Annotated in this window: 14 protein-coding genes; 6 read left to right on the top strand and 8 right to left on the bottom strand. The window is 69.7% G+C overall.

The genetic code is table 11. The features are described from left to right. Positions 1 to 36 precede the first annotated feature (36 nt). Positions 37 to 900 (bottom strand): DMT family transporter, encoded by an 864-nt coding sequence (locus tag HAV40_RS37295; protein ID WP_203671893.1) that lies wholly within the window; start codon positions 898 to 900, stop codon positions 37 to 39. Between the two features lie 255 nt (positions 901 to 1155). Between HAV40_RS37295 and HAV40_RS37290 the strand changes: the two genes are divergently transcribed. After that, a complete protein-coding gene (locus tag HAV40_RS37290) occupies positions 1156 to 1482 on the top strand; it encodes a tetratricopeptide repeat protein (RefSeq protein WP_166389030.1) in 327 nt (108 codons plus the stop codon). Positions 1483 to 1536: 54 nt separating this feature from the next. Here HAV40_RS37290 and HAV40_RS37285 read toward each other — a convergent pair whose 3' ends face one another. Next, positions 1537 to 2037 (bottom strand): hypothetical protein, encoded by a 501-nt coding sequence (locus HAV40_RS37285; protein ID WP_166389029.1) that lies wholly within the window; start codon positions 2035 to 2037, stop codon positions 1537 to 1539. Then, a complete protein-coding gene (locus HAV40_RS37280) occupies positions 2034 to 2396 on the bottom strand; it encodes a DUF6915 family protein (protein WP_166389028.1) in 363 nt (120 codons plus the stop codon). The genes HAV40_RS37285 and HAV40_RS37280 overlap by 4 nt, the downstream gene beginning before the upstream one ends. Before the next feature lie 56 nt (positions 2397 to 2452). On the opposite strand from HAV40_RS37280, the gene HAV40_RS37275 reads away from it, so the two are divergent. From HAV40_RS37275 to HAV40_RS37265, 3 genes are all read left to right on the top strand, one after another. Then, complete coding sequence (locus HAV40_RS37275; RefSeq protein WP_166389027.1) at positions 2453 to 3148, top strand: N-acyl homoserine lactonase family protein; 696 nt, start codon at positions 2453 to 2455, stop codon at positions 3146 to 3148. Between the two features lie 211 nt (positions 3149 to 3359). Then, positions 3360 to 3710: a hypothetical protein gene (locus HAV40_RS37270; protein WP_166389026.1), complete on the top strand. Its 351-nt coding sequence runs from the start codon at positions 3360 to 3362 to the stop codon at positions 3708 to 3710. A gap of 10 nt (positions 3711 to 3720) precedes the next feature. Beyond that, positions 3721 to 4650 (top strand): hypothetical protein, encoded by a 930-nt coding sequence (locus HAV40_RS37265; protein WP_166389025.1) that lies wholly within the window; start codon positions 3721 to 3723, stop codon positions 4648 to 4650. A 50-nt stretch (positions 4651 to 4700) separates the two neighbouring features. Here HAV40_RS37265 and HAV40_RS37260 read toward each other — a convergent pair whose 3' ends face one another. The 3 genes from HAV40_RS37260 to nrdR all read right to left on the bottom strand — a co-directional run bounded on the left by HAV40_RS37260 (position 4701) and on the right by nrdR (position 9133). Further along, entirely contained in the window at positions 4701 to 5624 is a 924-nt protein-coding gene (locus HAV40_RS37260; RefSeq protein ID WP_166389024.1) for a serine hydrolase domain-containing protein, read from the bottom strand. 109 nt (positions 5625 to 5733) lie between these two features. After that, entirely contained in the window at positions 5734 to 8541 is a 2808-nt protein-coding gene (locus HAV40_RS37255) for a vitamin B12-dependent ribonucleotide reductase (RefSeq protein WP_166389023.1), read from the bottom strand. A 61-nt stretch (positions 8542 to 8602) separates the two neighbouring features. After that, complete coding sequence (gene nrdR / locus HAV40_RS37250; RefSeq protein ID WP_203671889.1) at positions 8603 to 9133, bottom strand: transcriptional regulator NrdR; 531 nt, start codon at positions 9131 to 9133, stop codon at positions 8603 to 8605. Between the two features lie 400 nt (positions 9134 to 9533). Here nrdR and lexA point away from each other — a divergent pair, with 400 nt between their 5' ends. After that, positions 9534 to 10274 carry a transcriptional repressor LexA gene (lexA, locus tag HAV40_RS37245; RefSeq protein ID WP_166389022.1) on the top strand — a complete coding sequence of 247 codons (741 nt, stop codon included), beginning with the start codon at positions 9534 to 9536 and terminating at the stop codon, positions 10272 to 10274. Between the two features lie 57 nt (positions 10275 to 10331). On the opposite strand, the gene HAV40_RS37240 is transcribed toward lexA, so the two are convergent. Together HAV40_RS37240 and hflX are read right to left on the bottom strand one after the other, a co-directional pair. Then, the gene (locus HAV40_RS37240) at positions 10332 to 11768 is read right to left on the bottom strand and encodes an NHL repeat-containing protein (protein ID WP_166389021.1); all 1437 of its coding nucleotides are present in this window, start codon (positions 11766 to 11768) and stop codon (positions 10332 to 10334) included. 234 nt (positions 11769 to 12002) lie between these two features. Continuing rightward, positions 12003 to 13439, bottom strand: coding sequence for a GTPase HflX (hflX, locus tag HAV40_RS37235; RefSeq protein ID WP_239086924.1), 1437 nt, complete (start codon positions 13437 to 13439; stop codon positions 12003 to 12005). A gap of 263 nt (positions 13440 to 13702) precedes the next feature. Between hflX and HAV40_RS37230 the strand changes: the two genes are divergently transcribed. Further along, a complete protein-coding gene (locus HAV40_RS37230) occupies positions 13703 to 15178 on the top strand; it encodes an NAD-dependent malic enzyme (protein ID WP_203671886.1) in 1476 nt (491 codons plus the stop codon). Positions 15179 to 15314 lie beyond the last annotated feature (136 nt).

The following is a 15314-nucleotide window of genomic DNA, read 5'->3' as shown; positions in this document are numbered from 1 at the left end:
GCCTCCCGGCGACAAACCAGCCGCGCGACGGGATGGTCAGCCGCTGCGGGCCAGCCCTGCGACCGAGGCCAGCATCAGCACCGCCCCGGCCGCCGCGGCCAGCGTGATCCGCTCACCCAGCACCCCGACCGCGATCAGCACCCCCGCCACCGGTTCCACCAGCGTCACCACCGCGGTCACCGTCGCCGGGACCACCGCCACGCCCGCGAAGAACAGCCGGTACGCCAGCGCCGTCGGCACCGCCCCCAGGTACACCAGCCAGCCGACCGTGCCCGCGAGCCCGCCCGCCGACAGCGCGACCGGCCCGTCCACCGCCGGTAGCAGCCCCTCCACCGCCGCGATCGGCAGCAGACAGCAGGCCGCCACCGCGAACGAGCTGACCGTCGCCCCGGACAGGTCACCGCCGACCCGCCGCGAGTAGACCGTCACCACGGCGTACCCGGCGGCCGACAGCAGCCCGAACACCACTCCCAGCACCGGCGCGGACCCGGCGGACCCGCCGCCTCCCACCAGCAGCACCAGCCCCGCCAGCCCCACCGCTACGGCGGTGACCCGGCCGACGGTCAGCGCCTCGCCGAGCACCCAACGCGCGGCGAGCGCGATCACCACCGGGCACGCCCCGAGCGTGACCACGGTGCCGACGGCCAGCCCCGCGTACGCGATCGAGCCGTAGTAGGCCGTCTGGTACACGGCCAGCCCCGCCCCGAGCACCAGCGCGTCACGCCGCCGCGCGCCGAAGCGCTCGCCGACGGCCAGGTGCAGACCGGCGAGCATGGCGATGCCGAGCACCAGCCGCCAGAAGGACACCGCCACCGGGCCCAGGCCACTGGTGCGGTAGAGGACAGCGGCGACCGCGCCGCCGGTGCCCCAGGCGGTCGCCGCGACCGCCACGTAGAACATGCCGCGCCCGTACGACGCGCTTTGGCCCGCGCACGACGGCGCGAGCCCTGAAACTGACTCCATCTTCCCTTGTCTCCACTGCTCGATGGCCGACGATTCCGCGTACGCGGACGGGCCACGAGACGCTCGGCCGAGCCGTCACGTCAGTGGTGCGACGCCGTCCGCCTCAGGCGACCGGCGGGGAGATGATCGAGTGAGCCATGGCGGCGATGCTATCCGGGGAATGCGCGGGCCATCCAGGCAGTTGTCCGAGGCGTGGGAATCCTGGAGGAGTACGAGCGCGGAAGGCTGTTCTTCGACTACGGCGACTACATCACCGCTGCCCAGATCCTGGGACCGGTGGTGGACGAGGCGCCCGACGACGTGGCGCCCCGGCTGCTGCTGGCGCGCGCCTACTACCACTCTGCCCAGCTGCACAAGGCCGAGGAGCAACTGCGCCTGGTGCTCGACCACGACCCCGCCGAGCACTACGCCCACCTCATGCTGGGCCGCTGCCTGCAGCGGCAGAGCCGCCACGACGAGGCCCGCCCCCACCTGCGCATCGCCGACGCGATGGGCATCGGCGGCACGACGGCGTCCTGACACCAGGGGCGCACCGGACCCGGACTCCGTTCGCCCGGTGCGTCCCGCGCCCGGTCATTCGTGGTTGTAGAACTCCACCGTGATGCCACTGCGCCGCACGGTCACCGTGGCGTGATCACCGAACGCCTCCAGCAGCACGTCATCGAACCCGCCGCCGTCGATCGCGTCGGCCAGCGCCCGCACCCGCCGGTAGCGCTCCTCGTCGGCGCCCTCGTACGGCAGTTCGGGGCGGGGGTACTCGCCGCTTTCCGCCAGGCGGTGGCCGCCCAGGGTCCGGTGGATGTTGCAGTACCTGCCCACCTCCAGTTCCCGCCGGTCGGCTCGGGCGTCGTCGGCGGCGGACGTACGCGCCCAGAAGGAATGCGCGTCGAACACGCACGTGTCGCCGTCGTTGAAGTACGGCGTGTACTGCTGCCAGCCGAACTCCACGACCTCGTCGTCGTCCAGCACGGCCGTCAGCAGCGGCCGCAGCTCCGACAGCGGGCGCTGCGGCACCCTGGCGCTCCTGGTGATCTCGCCCTCGACCGGGATGCCCAGGAAACTGGTGTGGCTCATCGGTGGTCCTCTCCCAACAGCGTCGACAACGGCACCTCTTTGCGCTGCGCACCCGACATCCAGGGCTTGATCACCATGCCGGCGATGTAGTCGGCGGGCGAGGGCAGCCAGCCCAGGTCCTCCAGGATGTGCCGCTCGGCGATCAGCCGCACCGGGATGCGCTTGCGCCCGACCTGCAACGTGTCGCCGAAGATGCGCTGGCAGAGGTAGACACCCGCGGTGTGGTGGTACATCGAGCGGTGCCGGACGTCGCCGATGATCTGTTTCGAGGAGTCGATGAACTCCTCGACGGCCAGATAGTCCTCCGGCTCACCGCCCCACTTGCGGGCGGCCGACAGCGCGTGGTGCCACGAATTCATGGCGCGAAGGTTAGGCAGCTCCCCCGACAATTCATGATCGGTGCGAGGATGGCCCGATGCGCGACAACGCCGTACGCAGACTTGATCTCGGGTATTTCATCCGGCCCGCCGAGGAGGCGGGTGGTCCACATCCGAGGGCCGAAGCGGTCCTGGCGTACCTCGTGGACGGTGCCGACGGGCTGATCCTGTTCGACACCGGACTGGGCCGGGGCGACGACGAGACCGAAGCCCACTACCGGCCGTTTCGCCGCCCACTGCCGCAGGCCCTGGCCGACCATGGCGTACGCCTCGACGACATCGCCCTGGTCGTCAACTGCCACCTGCACTTCGACCACTGCGGCGGCAACCCGCTGCTGCCCGGCCGCCCCGTGTTCACCCAGCGCACCGAGCTGGCCACCGCCCGCGCCGGGAACTACACGTTCGACCACCTGGTCGACTTCCCCGGCGTCGACTACCGCGAACTCGACGGCGAGGCCGAGATCAGCCCCGGCGTGCACGTCGTCCCCACACCCGGCCACACCCCAGGACACCAGAGCCTGGTCGTACGCGGCCCCGACGGCGTGACCACGATCCTCGCCGGTCAGGCATACGATCTCGCCACCGACTTCAGTTGCGCCGTACTCGCCCGTCAGGCGACGGCTGACGGGGCTGCCGCGCCGCTCCCGCCATACCATCCGTGGCTTGACCGCCTCGCCGCCCTAGACCCCCAGCGGGTCCTCTTCGCCCATGACCGCGCGAGCTGGCTCGCCTGATCCCAGTGTCTACCGGCGATACACGTTCAGCCCCGCGGTCCGCGGTCGATGCGGTGATCGCCGTGTCGACAGACAGAACCGACGAGATCACGTCCTCAACAGTCCGATGTAGAAATGTTGCGCCTCAATATTCACACGTGACCTCGTCCGGCGACCATGAGACCGGCTTGGACGGGGCAAGGCCAACCACCTGCTGGCGACACCCCAGACGTTGGGGAGCAACAAGTGCATCGACGTCTGGCTCGACTTCGACCGGGACGCCGCGATCGGCGAATCGGACCACTACGACGCACGGGTGGCCCGATCCTGCCAAAGTATGGTCTCCCGAGACACGCTCGACACCTATGAGACGACCGACGTCACCGGGGTCCTCAAGCTCGGGGCTTGTTATGGAAACAACAATGCGACCACCTCGCCGTTGAGCAACTGCACCCAGGTAACAGGCACTCTCACCGGTGTCGTCCCTGCCGTCCCCAACAACTGCACACGAGCTTGGGTGATGACCGCCGGTGGCAAGTCAGAGTACTTCGACGGCGGAGTTTCGACGTCCTGTTCCAGCTGAGGAGGGTTAGTTGAACATGTACTTCCGTGCGAAGCTGACGGCTGCGATGTGCACGCTGGCAGGAATAGGGGCTCTTGTAGGCGGCTGTGCCGGCGCGGGGCCGGCGGGTGCACCGCGGTTTGAGGACACAGCGCAGGCGCGAGCAACCTACGAGAAGATCGTCCAGCAGATCTACGGCACGGCCGAGCAGCGGATCGCGGGTGAGGAGCGCGGATGGCTACTCACGCAGTCAGCCATCTCGGAGTGTATGACGGCAGCCGGCACCGTCTACCCGGTCACCGCCTTCATACCGGTGAACAGCGAAGAATCGGTCATCTCGCCCGGAGACAGCTTGGCCTTCTCGCCGACCCGGACGACCTTCGGCGTGGGCGTGGGCATGCAACGTAGAGCCGCCGCGGTCGGCCAGCAGACGAACCCGGTCTACGCCAAACTCGACTCCGAGGCCAAGCGGGCGGCGTACTCAGGAAAGCTTCAATCCTGCCAGGGTGCCGCGACGACGTACGAGGCCTCCTTCGCGCCGAAGAGCCGCGATGCGCTCGACGGGCTGCTACTGAAGACCCTGGCCACCATCTCGAGGCGCGCGGTGCCGGACCTTCCTGCCCACTACGCCACCTGCATGAAGGGGGCGGGCTTCGAGGCCGCAAACCTCAGCGATCTGTACGCCCTCGTGGTCAACGCCTACCCTCCGGTCACCTATGACAAGCCGTCGGATGTGACCAAGGAGCCGGGCTGGGCATCCGCCGTCGTACACGAGTCCAAGGCTGCCGACACCGACACGGCATGCCGGGCAGATTTCACCACCCGCGCGTTTGCGGATGCGACGGCAGACTTGACGGAATTCGCTTCCACCAACGCGGCAGCGCTCAGCGCGAACGAGGCGGCATGGGCGCAGATGACCGGCGAAGTGGCGGTGCTGCGTCAAAAGGCAGCCACTCGCTGACCGAGGTCAGGTGTCCCCGTCGGCCGGCGCTACGGCCGACGGGGCGCATGTCACGTGAGCGCCAGGAGCAGCAAGTCGCTGAGGTCAGCAGCAGTGGTCCTCTCGCAGTTGCCGAGGATGACGATGCGATGGCCGGAGGACGGCACGCAGGCGTCGTAGGTGCGGAAACCCGCGTTGCCGCCCGAATGGTGGAACCACGGTCGGCCGTCGACGGTCCCGAGGACCCAGCCGTAGCCGTAGCCGCTGGCGTGCGGGTCGCCGCCCGTCGGGGCCTGCTCGGACAGCATCAGCCCGAGGTGGTGCTCGTCGAGCAGCCGCCCGGCGCGCAGCCCGTCGATCCAGCGGAGCACGTCGCCGGTCGTGGACCAGATGTCGCCCGCGCCCATGCCCACCACGTCCAGCTCGTACGACGGTGTCGGCAGCCCGTCCTCACCCAGGCCGACGGCGAGGTCCGCCCGATCGCCCGGCTCGCCCGCGAAGGTGTCAGCGAGCCCGAGCGGCCCGAAGATGTCGCGTTCCAGCAGCTCCCGGTAGGGGGTGTCGGCGACCAGTTCCGCCACGTGGGCCAGCAGCACGTAGCCAGGGCTGCTGTAGTGCCAGCCGCCACCGGGTGAGAACAGCGGCGGCACCTCTTGGAACGTCCGCAGCAGCTCGTCGAGCGGGACCCACCGGAACAGGTCGATCATCGGGTAGTCATCCCAGTGCCCCAGCCCCGACGAGTGCGCCAGCAGGTGGTGCAGGGTGATGTCCTGCCACGACGGCGGGCAGCCGCCGATCCACCGCCCGACGGGGTCGTCCAGCCGCAGCCGTCCGCGCTGGGCCTGGAGCAGCACGGCGGCGGCCGTGAACTGCTTGCTCACCGAGGCGAGCTGGAACCGGGTGTACGCGGTGATGCCGGGGCTGGTGACGTCCGCGATCACGGCGTCGCCCTTCATGATCAGCACCGCGCCGGGGATCTCGGGGAGGTTCGGCATCCACCGACCCTACGACCGGACGGCGGGGTCCGGGAACGGCGAACGGGACCGGGCACACGGCCCGATCCCGTTCTCACGTCACGTCACCTGCGGCGTACGCCGGAGGCGATCAGCTGCAGCCGCTGGTGGAGCCGCAGCCCTCGCAGACGTAGCAGCTGCCCGCAGGCCGCATCTTGGTGCCGCAGGTGTAGCACAGCGGCGCGTCCGACGCCTTGCCCGTGATGGACTCCAGCACCTCCGTCGACGAGCCGACCCGCACCGGGGCGGCCGGGACCACGTCCGACGGGGCGGCGGTGGCGGCCTGCGGCACGTACTCGGTGCCCTCCTCCTCGGCCCGCAGCCGCGCGGCGCGCTCGGAGGCGGTGAAGACACCCAGCTCGGCCCGCTGCTCGTAGGGCAGGAAGTCGAGGGCGAGGCGGCGGAAGATGTAGTCCATCACCGAGTTCGACAGGCGGATGTCCGGGTCGTCGGTCATGCCGGCGGGCTCGAACTTCATGTTCATGAACTTCTCGACGTACGTCTGCAGCGGCACGCCGTACTGCAGCGCGACGGAGACGGCGATCGAGAACGCGTCCATGACACCGGCCAGGGTCGAGCCCTGCTTGCCCAGCTTGAGGAAGACCTCACCGAGGCCGTCGTCGGGGTACGACGACGCGGTCAGGTAGCCCTCGGCCTCACCGACGGTGAAGGACACCGTCTGCCCGGGGCGCTTCTTCGGCAGGCGCTTGCGCACCGGGCGGTACTCGATGACCTTCTCCACCACGGGGGCGGCGACCGGGGCGACCGCCGCAGCGGGCTCCTTGTCCTTCTTGGAGACCGACAGCGGCTGGCCGACCTTGCAGTTGTCCCGGTAGATGGCCAGGGCCTTGAGGCCCAGGCGCCATCCGTCGAAGTACATCTGCTCGACCTCTTCGACCGTCGCCGACTCCGGCATGTTGACGGTCTTGCTGATCGCGCCGGAGATGAACGGCTGCACCGCGGCCATCATCAGCACGTGGCCCATGGGCGCGATCGAGCGCTCGCCCATCGCGCAGTCGAACACCGCGTAGTGCTCCGGCTTGAGGCCGGGGGCGTCGACGACGTGGCCGTGCTCGCCGATGAACTCGGTGATCGCCTCGACCTGTTCCTCCTGGTAGCCCAGGTTGCGCAAGGCGCGCGGCACGGTCTGGTTGACGATCTGCATCGAGCCGCCGCCGACCAGCTTCTTGAACTTGACCAGCGCCAGGTCCGGCTCCACGCCGGTGGTGTCGCAGTCCATCATGAAGCCGATGGTGCCGGTCGGCGCGAGCACGCTGGCCTGGGAGTTGCGCCAGCCCTGCTTCTCACCGAGGGCGTTGCCGGCCTTCCACTGCTTCTGCGCCTCCTTGGCCACCAGGGTCGCGACGGGACCCTGCGGCTGGAGGGCTTCGGCTGCGGCGGCGTGCTTGCGCATGACCCGCTGGTGCGGGGTGGCGTTGCGGGCGTATCCGTCGTACGCGCCGACGACCCCGGCCAGCTCGGCCGAGCGGCGGTAGGCCACACCGGTCATCAGCGCGGTGATCGCGGCGGACAGCTGGCGGCCGCCCTCGGAGTCGTACGGCAGGCCCGACGCCATCAGCAGCGCGCCGAGGTTGGCGTAGCCGATGCCGAGCTGCCGGTACGCCCGGGTGTTCTCGGTGATCTTCTGGGTCGGGAAGTCCGCGAAGGAGATGGAGATGTCCATCGCCGTGATCACGAACTCGACCGACTTCGAGAACCGCGCCACGTCGAACGAGCCATCCGTGCCGAGGAACTTGAGCAGGTTCAGCGAGGCCAGGTTGCAGGACGTGTCGTCCAGGTGCAGGTATTCCGAGCACGGGTTGCTGGCCGTGATGCGGCCGGTCTCCGAGCAGGTGTGCCAGTCGTTGATCGTGTCGTCGTACTGGATGCCGGGGTCGGCGCACGCCCAGGCGGCCTCGGCGAGCTTGCGGAACAGGCCCTTGGCGTCGACGGTGTCGATGACCCGGCCGTCGAGGCGGCCGAGCAGGTCGAAGCTCTTGCCCTCCTCGACCGAGGTCATGAACTCGTCCGACACGCGCACCGAGTTGTTGGCGTTCTGGTACTGCACGCTGACGATGTCGCGGCCGCCCAGGTCCATGTCGAAACCGGCGTCGCGCAGCGCGCGGATCTTGTCCTCCTCGCGCGCCTTGGTCGCGATGAACTCCTCGATGTCGGGGTGGTCGACGTCGAGGATGACCATCTTGGCCGCGCGGCGGGTGGCGCCGCCGGACTTGATGGTGCCGGCCGAGGCGTCGGCGCCGCGCATGAAGCTGACCGGGCCGGACGCGGTGCCGCCCGAGGAGAGCAGCTCCCTGCTGGCGCGGATGCGGGACAGGTTGACGCCGGAACCGGAGCCGCCCTTGAAGATCAGGCCCTCTTCCTTGTACCAATCCATGATCGAGTCGACGGAGTCGTCCACGGACAGGATGAAGCAGGCGCTGACCTGCTGCGGGCTGGCGGTGCCCACGTTGAACCAGACCGGCGAGTTGAAGCTGAACACCTGGTGCACCAGCATCCAGACCAGCTCGTGCTCGAACAGCTCGGCGTCGGCGGGGGTGGCGAAATAGCCGTACTTCTCACCGGCGGCCCGGTAGGTCTTGGCGACCCGGTCCACCAGCTGCTTCAGGCTCCACTCCCGCTCGGGGGTGTCCACCGCGCCCCGGAAGTACTTCGTCGTCACGATGTTGGTCGCGTTGACGCTCCAGAAGTCGGGGAACTCCACCCCGCGCTGCTCGAAATTGATCGAGCCGTCACGCCAGTTCGTCATGACGACGTCCCGGCGCTCCCAGGTGATCTCGTCGTACGGGTGCACGCCCTCGGTCGTCCACACCCGCTCGATCTTCAGACCTCCGGCGTTCGCCCGCGTGCGCTTAGCGCTCACCGTGGCGTTCTCCCCCATCTGCAGCCCCCTCAGGTTCCATAATCAACAACAATCAACTGCAACGTTCTGATGCCGAGCCTCAGCTCGCGAGGTGACCCGCGGGCATACCGCCGTCGGCCGCCTCAGCGGGGAGTTCGGCTGGCTCTTGCCCATCCGCCCGGGTTTTAACCGCGGCACGCAGTGCCTCGATCTCCCGGATGAAGTCGTCGGCGGACTGGAAGTCCTGGTACACGCTGGCGAAGCGCAGGTAGGCCACCTCGTCCAGGTCGCGCAGCGGCCCGAGGATCGCCAGCCCGACCTCGCCGCTGGGCACCTCCGCCGCCCCCCGCGCGCGGACCGCCTCCTCCACCCGCTGCGCGAGCAGCGCGATGGCGTCCTCGTCGACCGGCCGGCCCTGGCAGGCCTTGCGCACACCGCCCATGATCTTCAGGCGGCTGAACGGCTCGGTCACCCCGCTGCGCTTGACCACGGCCAGCACCGACTCCTCGACGGTGGTGAACCGCTTGCCGCATTCGGGGCAGTGTCGCCGCCGGCGGATGAGCTGGCCGTCATCGGCCTCCCGGGAGTCCACCACGCGGGAGTCCGGGTGCCTGCAGTACGGGCATCGCATCGCTGTCACCTCCCACGTCGTCGTCCTCTTGGGCGGTTTTCCGACCCGCGTCCGGGCACGGCACCGCAGGCGTCCGCGTCGTCGCGGGCGCCCGGGGGTGGGTGCGGATGCGGGGGTACGGCCATACCCCCAGATCGGGCTCTTACCCCAATCTATGGGTGGTCGGCTCGGTGCCACCACAAGATGTTGGGGTTGAACCTATGCCCCAACCGACGCGTAGGCAAGTTGAAACGCACCTGCAAGTGGCGTGTCGCTGACAACAACACGTACCGTCACCCACTCGTGAAACATGCGTGACACCGTCGACAGAGTCGTACAGATGTTTGAAACTGACATCATGTCGCATTAGTGTGTCCGGTGAGAGTCGCCGTTCACTGCCATCATCCACCGGAGGTCCGACATGTCCCCCACTGAGCGAGCGTCCCGGCCCGGCCGGCCGCCCGCGGCGCCCGCCGGCGCGGGGCCTGTGCGCGCGGTCTCCGCGACCAGCGCCTCCCCCGCGGACCTGCAGGCGGCCGACCTGAGCAGCCGCCAGAAGCGCATCCTCGCCGTCATCCGCGAGTGGGTCGAGCAGCACGGCTACCCGCCGACCGTGCGCGAGATCGGCGAGGCCGTCGGCCTGGTCTCCCCGTCCTCGGTCGCCTACCAGCTCAAGGAGCTGGAGCGGAAGGGCTTCCTGCGCCGCGACCCGTCGCGCCCCCGCGCGGTGGACGTGCGCACCCCCGTCGACCCCGAAGAGGAGGCCGCCGCCCGGCTGGCCCGGCCCACCCCGGTGTACGTGCCGCTGCTGGGCCGCATCGCCGCCGGTGGCCCGATCCTGGCCGAGGAGTCGATCGAGGAGGTGCTGCCCCTGCCGCGCGAACTCGTCGGCCAGGGCACGCTGTTCTCGCTCCAGGTCAAGGGCGACTCGATGATCGAGGCCGCGATCTGCGACGGCGACTGGGTCGTGGTGCGCCAGCAGCCCAATGCCGAGAACGGCGACATCGTCGCCGCGATGATCGACGGCGAGGCCACGGTCAAGGTCTACCGGCTGCGCGAGGGCCACGTGCTGCTCATGCCGCGCAACCCGGCCTACGACCCGATCCCCGGCGACGCCGCGGTGATCCTGGGCAAGGTCGTCTTCGTGATGCGCCGCGTCTGAGCCGGACAACGCAGCGGCCCGCCCCCGACCGGGGACGGGCCGCTTTCGTCGTACGCCCTAGCGGTACTGCTCGTTCGGGTAACCGCCCTCGGGGTGGTAGTACACCGGTTCGGCCTGGTAGGCGCCGTCACCGGCGTACGGCTGGGGCTGGTGCTGCTGCTGGCCGCCGTACTGCTGGCCGTAGCCCTGCTGCTGGCCGTAGCCGGGGTGCTGCGGCGGCTGGTTGCCGTAGCCCTGGTTGCCGTAGCCGGGGTCGTAGCCCTGCTGCCCGCCCTCGTAGCCGTTGCCCGCGTACACCTGCTGGCCGCCGCCGTAGTTCGGGTCGTAGCCGCCCTGCTGCCCGTAGCCCTGGCCGCCGTACTGCTGCTGGCCGCCGTAGTTGGGGTCGTAGCCGCCACCCTGGTCGGCGTAGTAGCCGGACTGGTAGCCGCCGACCGGGGCCAGCATCGTGGTCGGCGAGTTGTCGCCGGGCTCGAAGTCGTCGTCGACCTCGCCCTTGCGGACCTTGCGCTTGCGACCCTTGATCACGCCGACCACGCCGAGCACCACCAGCAGCACGCCGAACACGCCGACCCCGGCCAGCGCCAGGTACAGCTGGCTGATGTCGCTGAAGAGGCTGAGATACCAGGCCTTGCCCGCCTTCTCGGGACCCTTCTCCGGAGCCGCCTCGACGAACTCCTTCGTCGCCGGCGTGTAGCTCAGCAGCGACGGCTTCTGCGGGGCGGCGGTCGCCGTGCGGGTCTGCTCGGTCTCCGAGACGGTGATGAACTGGCCGTCGGGCCCGTACGTGATGGCCTCGCCGAACGGCTCCTCGGGCAGGTGCGTGACCCGGGGCTTGTCCTTGGTCAGCGCAGCGACGATGTCGTTGTCCTTGATGTCCCACTCGAACGCGTCGGCGTAGGTGCGCAGCACGACCTTGGCCCCGTCGGTGCTCTTGGCCGCCCCGGTCACCTGGCGGCGGCCCAGGCCGCCCATCGGGTTCGCGGTCGTCGTACGCGGCAGCGTGAGCGAGCCCAGCTCCTTCATCGGCGTCGGCTCACCGGCCTCGACCAGCGGGCCGGTCGGCGCGAAGAGGTAGGTCTTGCCCTCGGCCGCGGTGAAGTCCCAGTCCTTGGTGACCACGATCGGGTTGCCCGCGGAGTCGATGATCAGCGCTTCGGAGTCGAACTTCTTCGCCGGGTAGGACATCCGGAACGGGCCGCTGGCCTTGCCGTTGACGAACTTCCACAGGGCGATGCGCGGGCGGTCGTGGGTGACGGTGAAGTTCTCTTGGTTGATCTTCGAGTCACCGGTGTCGGCGACCCAGATCGCCCCGTCCGGGCCGACCGCCACGTCCTCGGGGTCGAGCGCGCCGTCGCCCTTGTACTTGTACGAGTTCGTCACCTTGCAGGCGGCATTCAGCTTGAACAGCTTCATGTTCGCCTTGACGTCGTTGCTGTCGTTGATCGCGTAGTAGCCGGTGCCCACCGCGACCAGGCCCGACAGCTCGGTCAAGCCAGATGTGCCGGTCGTCGGTCCCGTGACGGTGCAGACCTTCTTGCCCGGTACGGCCGTTTCTGCCGCACCGCCCGGAGCCGGGCTTGGCGCCGCCCCCGCAGGGGCGCCGAGCAGCCCGACCCCGAGCACGGCCGAGAAAGTGGCCGCACCTGCCTTCACCAGGAATCCCGTTAACCGCATCCGGACAGTTTGCCACGACTGGGCACGGTCCCGTGTAACACGATTAATACGTCACGATGCGTCCGTCACCCAGTCACTATCCGTGATCGCATAAACGCCCAGCTCAGCGGCAAGCTCTCGATCCACGCGGACCTTGAGCTGAGTGCCGGCGGCGGTGTGTCCCGAAGCCAACACCTCACCCCTGCGGTGGACCTTGGCCACCAGGTCGCCCCGGTCGTACGGAACGCAGGCGAGCACCTCCACCGCCGGCACCGGCAGCCGCGACTCGATGATCTCGCGCAGCGCGTCGATGCCGTCGCCGGTGCGGGCCGACACGAACACCGCGTCGGGCCACTCCCGCTTGAGCCGCAGCAGCATCTCCTCGGGAGCGGCGTCGGCCTTGTTGACCACCAGCAGCTCGGGCAGCCGGTCCGCGCCGACCTCGGCCAGCACCTCGCGCACCGCCCGCACCTGCTCCTCCGGGTCCGGGTGGGCCCCGTCGACCACGTGCACCACCAGGTCGGCGTGGCCGACCTCCTCCAGCGTGGAGCGGAACGCCTCGACCAGCTGGTGCGGAAGGTGCCGCACGAAGCCGACCGTGTCCGACAGGGTGTACACCCGGCCGTCGCGCGCCTCGGTGCGCCGGGTCGCCGTGTCCAGGGTCGCGAACAGCGCGTCCTCGACCAGCACCCCGGCTCCGGTGAGCCGGTTGAGCAGGCTGGACTTGCCCGCGTTGGTGTAACCGGCGATGGCCACCGACGGCACCGTGTTGCGCAGGCGGCCGGCCCGCTTGGTGTCGCGGATGACCCCCATCGCGGTGATCTCCCGCTTCAGCTTGGCGATCCGGGTACGGATACGCCTGCGGTCGGTCTCCAGCTTCGTCTCACCGGGACCGCGCAGACCCACGCCGCCGCCCGCGCCGCCGCCGCGACCGGAACCACCGGTCTGCCGCGACAGGGCCTCGCCCCAGCCTCGCAGGCGCGGCACCAGGTACTGCAGCTGCGCCAGCTCGACCTGGGCCTTGCCCTCCTTGCTCTTGGCGTGCTGGGCGAAGATGTCCAGGATCAGCGCGGTCCGGTCGACCACCTTGACCTTGATCTTCTGCTCCAGGTTGCGCAGCTGGCTCGGGGACAGCTCGCCGTCGCAGATCACGGTGTCCGCGCCGGTCGACTCCACCGCCGCCTTGAGCTCGTCCACCTTGCCGCGGCCGATGAATGTCGCGGCGTCAGGCTGGCTGCGCCGCTGGATCAGGCCTTCGAGCACCTGCGAGCCGGCGGTCTCCGCGAGCGCGGCGAGCTCCGCGAGGGAGTTCTCCGCGTCCACGACGGTGCCGGAGGTCCAGACGCCCACCAGCACCACCCGTTCCAGCCGCAGCTGCCGGTATTCGACCTCGGTGACATCGGCGAGCTCGGTGGAGAGCCCGGCCACCCGGCGCAGCGAATGCCGCTCCGAGAGTTCAAGGTCACCGGTGGTCTCTTCGGCCACCAGGATGTCGGGGAAAGTAGGCAAATCTGCTCCTTCGTCTCTCGATCTGTCGGCTTCAAGGTTGGCACGGATGTACCCGGAACGCACCTCTATTGAACCGCCGTTCGCACGCGCGTTCGGCCGCCGGCGTCACGCGGCACCAAGGAGGTAAGCGAAGCGAAGCCGACGACTGCCGCGTGACGCCGGCTGAGAGGCCGAACGCCGCAGCCGCCGCAGGCGGCTGCCAGGAGCAGGGTTACCCGAGGGTTCAGCAGGCGGTGCGGGGGCCTCGCCCACGGAGTGGGAAAATGAGACCGACTGACCTCATGAAAGGCGACAACGTGCCCACTACGCGTCTGCCCAGCGCCGGATACTCCATCACCGTACGCGTGGCGGTGATCGCCGACGCGTCGGCGATCGGCCGGCTCACCATGGCCGTGGGCGAGGCGGGCGCCATCGTCACCGCGGTCGACGTCGTCGACTCGGACCACCTGCGTGTGGTCGCCGACGTCACCTGCGACACCGCCGACAGCGCCCACGCCGACCAGGTCGTCAAGGCCCTGGAGGCGATGGAGGGCGTGGAGGTCCGCAAGGTCTCCGACCGCACCTTCCTGCTGCACCTCGGCGGCAAGATCGAGGTCACCTCCAAGGTCAACCTGAAGACGCGTGACGAGCTCTCCCGGGCGTACACCCCGGGGGTGGCCCGGGTCTGCCAGGCCATCGCCGACAACCCGGAGGACGCCCGCCGCCTGACCATCAAGCGCAACACCGTCGCGGTCGTCACCGACGGGTCGGCCGTGCTCGGCCTGGGCAACATCGGCCCGGCCGCCGCGCTGCCGGTGATGGAGGGCAAGGCGGCCCTGTTCAAGCGCTTCGGCGGGGTCGACGCCTGGCCGGTGTGCCTGGACACCCAGGACACCGAGGAGATCATCAAGATCGTCAAGGCGATCGCCCCCGTGTACGGCGGCATCAACCTGGAGGACATCGCCGCCCCGCGCTGCTTCGAGATCGAGGCCCGGCTGCGCGAGATGCTCGACATCCCGGTCTTCCACGACGACCAGCACGGCACCGCGATCTGCGTACTGGCCGCGCTGACCAACGCGCTGCGCGTGGTCGGCAAGAAGCTCGCCGACGTCAAGGTCGTCGTCTCCGGCGCGGGCGCGGCGGGCACCGCGATCATGAAGCTGCTGCTGCGGCAGGGCGTCGGCGACGTCATCGCGTACGACCGCCGTGGCGCGCTGCACCGCGAGATGGCCAACCTCGGGCCCGACTGGCAGTGGCTGGTCGAGAACACGAACAAGGGCGACTACTCCGGCGATCTGCCCGGCGCGATCGTCGGCGCGGACGTGTTCATCGGCGTCAGCGCCCCGAACCTGCTCACCGGCGACGACATCGCCCGGATGGCCCCGAACGCGATCGTGTTCGCGCTGGCCAACCCCGACCCCGAGGTCGACCCCCGGGAGGCCCGCAAGCACGCCGCAGTGGTCGCCACCGGCCGCTCCGACCAGCCCAACCAGATCAACAACGTGCTGGCCTTCCCCGGCGTCTTCCGCGGCATGCTCGACGCCCAGGCCCGCGAGTTCACCGAGGAGATGGCCCTGGCGGCCGCGATGGCCATCGCCGACGTCGTCGGCGAGGAGAAGCTCAACCCGAGCGTCATCGTCCCCAGCGTCTTCGACTCCCGCGTCGCCCCGGCCGTGGCCGCCGCCATCCGCGCCATAGCCCAGCAGTCGACCACCTCCTCCGTCCTCGACTCCGACCCCACCCCCATCCCCGAGCCCTAACCCACCCGGCTCCCCACCCCGGCGCGAGCCCACCCTGCCCACCCCGACCCGCAGCAGCCCCACCCCGCTCGCCTCGCCTCGCCTCGCCGCCGGGCCTCGCTCCGCCCCGCAACTCTTAAAAAGTCGCGGCCTCCGG

Source organism: Catellatospora methionotrophica (genome assembly GCF_011297335.1).
GTDB lineage: Bacteria > Actinomycetota > Actinomycetes > Mycobacteriales > Micromonosporaceae > Catellatospora > Catellatospora methionotrophica.
Note: the sequence above shows the minus strand (reverse complement) of the source record. Positions and strands in the feature narration are given on the sequence as shown.